This window comes from Fusobacterium sp. (genome assembly GCF_030528405.1).
Taxonomy (GTDB): Bacteria; Fusobacteriota; Fusobacteriia; order Fusobacteriales; family Fusobacteriaceae; genus Fusobacterium.
In genome coordinates this window covers 1-3,117 of the sequence record NZ_JAUMYY010000070.1, presented here as the reverse complement: position 1 = coordinate 3,117, position 3,117 = coordinate 1, and the positions used below count along the sequence as shown (strand labels likewise).

The 3,117-nt window shown below is 31.8% G+C and carries 2 protein-coding genes; both read right to left on the bottom strand.

Going from position 1 to position 3,117, the window contains the following annotated elements; genetic code table 11:
* Positions 1-130: 130 nt before the first annotated feature.
* Positions 131-1,438 (bottom strand): phosphopyruvate hydratase, encoded by a 1,308-nt coding sequence (eno, locus tag Q4A58_RS07980; RefSeq protein WP_303118147.1) that lies wholly within the window; start codon positions 1,436-1,438, stop codon positions 131-133.
* Positions 1,439-1,490: 52 nt separating this feature from the next.
* Complete coding sequence (gene pykF / locus Q4A58_RS07975) at positions 1,491-2,906, bottom strand: pyruvate kinase PykF (protein WP_303118146.1); 1,416 nt, start codon at positions 2,904-2,906, stop codon at positions 1,491-1,493.
* Between the last annotated feature and the right edge of the window lie 211 nt (positions 2,907-3,117).

The following is a 3,117-nucleotide window of genomic DNA, read 5'->3' as shown; positions in this document are numbered from 1 at the left end:
AGGTGTTGAGCGGATTAGAGTAATAATCCATCAACACCAAAAAGTATACACCCAAATAAAAATAGTGATTCTATAAATCTAAAACCACTATTTTTTAAAGTTATATAATTTTAATTTAAAGCCTGTAGATCTATTTTTTTATATTATAAAATACTCCCATTCCTCTGTATTCTCCAACAGAAGCTAATTCTTCTTCTATTCTTAATAGTTGATTATATTTTGCCATTCTATCTGTTCTTGAAGTAGAGCCCGTTTTAATTTGTCCGGCATTAGTTGCTACAGCAATATCAGCTATTGTTGCATCCTCTGTTTCTCCTGATCTATGTGATACAACAGCAGTCATTCCCGCTCTTTTTGCCATTTCTATAGCATCTAGAGTTTCTGTTAAAGTCCCTATTTGATTTAATTTTATAAGTATTGAATTTCCTGCTCCTAAATCTATTCCTTTTTGTAGTCTTTCAGTGTTAGTTACAAATAAATCATCTCCAACTATTTGAACTTTATCTCCTATAGCTTTAGTTAGTTTTACCCATCCTTCCCAGTCATCTTCTCCTAGTCCATCCTCTATAGAGACTATTGGATATTTTTTCGTTAATTCTTTATACCACTCTATCATTTCATCTGTCGTTCTTACAACTCCACCTTCTCTTTTAAAATGATATTCATATTTACCTTTCGAAACTTCTTTACAAAATTCACTTGATGCAGCATCCAATGCAAAAGTGATATCTTTACCCAATTCATAACCAGCAGCTTTAACTGCTTCACTTATAAGTTCTAAAGCACCTTCTGTTCCTTGAATTTTTGCTGGTGCATAACCGCCTTCATTTCCGACATTTGTTGAGTCCCCATTTGCTTTTAATATTTTTCCTAAATGGTGAAAAATTTCACAACCCATTCTCATTGCTTCATTAAAGTCTTTCGCTCCTACAGGTTGCACCATAAACTCTTGAAGATCCACTGCCGAATCAGCATGTGAGCCACCATTTAATATATTCATCATAGGTAAAGGTAATTCTTTAGCATTAACTCCACCCAAATAATTATATAGAGGTAATCCCATAGCATCAGCTGCTGCCTTTGCAACTGCTAGAGATACTCCTAATATAGCATTAGCTCCTAATCTTCCCTTATTCTTTGTACCATCTAATTTAATCATAGCTCTATCTATAGCTACTTGATTTAAAGCATTCATACCTATTAAAGCTTCTTTTATTTCTGTATTAACATTGTGAACTGCTTTTAAAACTCCTTTTCCTAAATATCTATTTTTATCTCCATCTCTTAACTCAACTGCTTCATGGCTTCCAGTAGATGCCCCTGATGGAACTGCTGCTCTTCCTTTAGCTCCACATTCTAATAATACATCTACTTCAACTGTTGGGTTACCTCTTGAATCCAATATTTCTCTTGCAACTATATCTACTATACCTGTCATTTTAAATCCTCCTTACAATTTAATATTTTAAATTCTAAATTAATATTTTTTACTAAGCCTTTATTTGTATTACTTTTATTGAGTTAGTTGTACCTTGAATAAATACACTTTCACCACAAGTTGCAACTATAATATCACCTGCTTGAGCTAAGTTTAACTTTTTAGCTACCCTTTCTGCTATTACAAAAAATTCTTCCAAAGTTTTAGGGCTAGCATCAACATACGAAACTACACCCCTTGTTAACATAAGCTGATTTGCAGTTTTTTCATTATTTGTTATTGCTAAAATATTTGCTGTTGGGAAAAATCTTCTCATGTCTCTAGCTGCTCTCCCTGATTCTGTTGCTACAACTATAAGTTTTGCTTTTAATGTTTCACTTATATCTGCTGTACCTTCTGCCACAGCTGATGTTATATCTCTTCCTTTTTCTTCTTTCACATAAAATGATGGTATGGTAGAATCTAATTTTAAAGCTATTCTATTCATAACCTCAACTGCTTCCACTGGATATTTCCCCTTTGCAGTTTCTCCTGATAGCATTACAGCATCTGTTCCATCTATTATAGCATTAGCAACATCATTTGCCTCTGCTCTTGTAGGTCTTGGATTTTTTATCATAGAATCTAGCATTTGTGTTGCTGTAATTACTATTTTCCCAGCTAAATTACATTTTCTTATCATCATTTTCTGTGCACAAGGGACTTCCTCAACTGGAATTTCTACTCCTAAATCTCCTCTTGCTACCATTATACCATCTGACTCTTTTAATATTTCATTAAAATTATTTAAGCCTTCTTGATTTTCTATTTTAGAAATTATTAATATTCTATCTCCTCCATTTTCATGAAGAATTCTCCTAACTTCTCTTACATCTTCAGCTTTTCTTATAAATGATGCAGCTATGAAGTCAACATTATTTTCACAACCAAACTTCAAATCCCTTATATCTTTTTCTGACAAGGCTGGCAATTGAACTGATACTCCAGGTAAATTTATCCCTTTATTCTCTCCCAAATCTCCACTGTTTTTTGCAATACATATAACTTCATTAGCTTGTATTTCTATAACTTCCAAAGCTATCAATCCATCGTCAACTAAAACCGTATTTCCTACTTTTAAGTCTTTTGCAAAATTTTCATATGTTACTGCTACCTTATCCTTATTTCCAACAAAAGTTTTATCTGTTGTAAAAGTAAATTTTTGACCAATCTGAATAGATACATCCTTTTTATTTTCCAAAGCCATAGTTCTTATTTCTGGTCCCTTAGTATCTAATAAAATAGCTCCTCTTGAACCAGTTTCAGATAGAGCTTGTCTAAAATTTTTAATTCTGATTCCATGCTCCTCGTAATCTCCATGTGAAAAGTTTAATCTCATCACATTCATACCTTTATCCAATAAATTTTTTAACATTTCCACTGACTCTGTTCTAGGGCCAATAGTACAAACTATTTTTGTTTTTTTCAAACTACTCACCTCAAGTTTTATTCTAATAAATTTTTTAATTATATCTTTATAATTTTATAACAAAGACAATAAATTATCAAGAAAAAACAAGGTTATTTTTTATACTTTTTTGTTTATTTCTAAATCTTTATAAAATTTTCTAATAATTTCATTTTCTTGGGTGTATACTTTTTGGTGTTGATGGATTATTACTCTAATCCGCTCAACACCT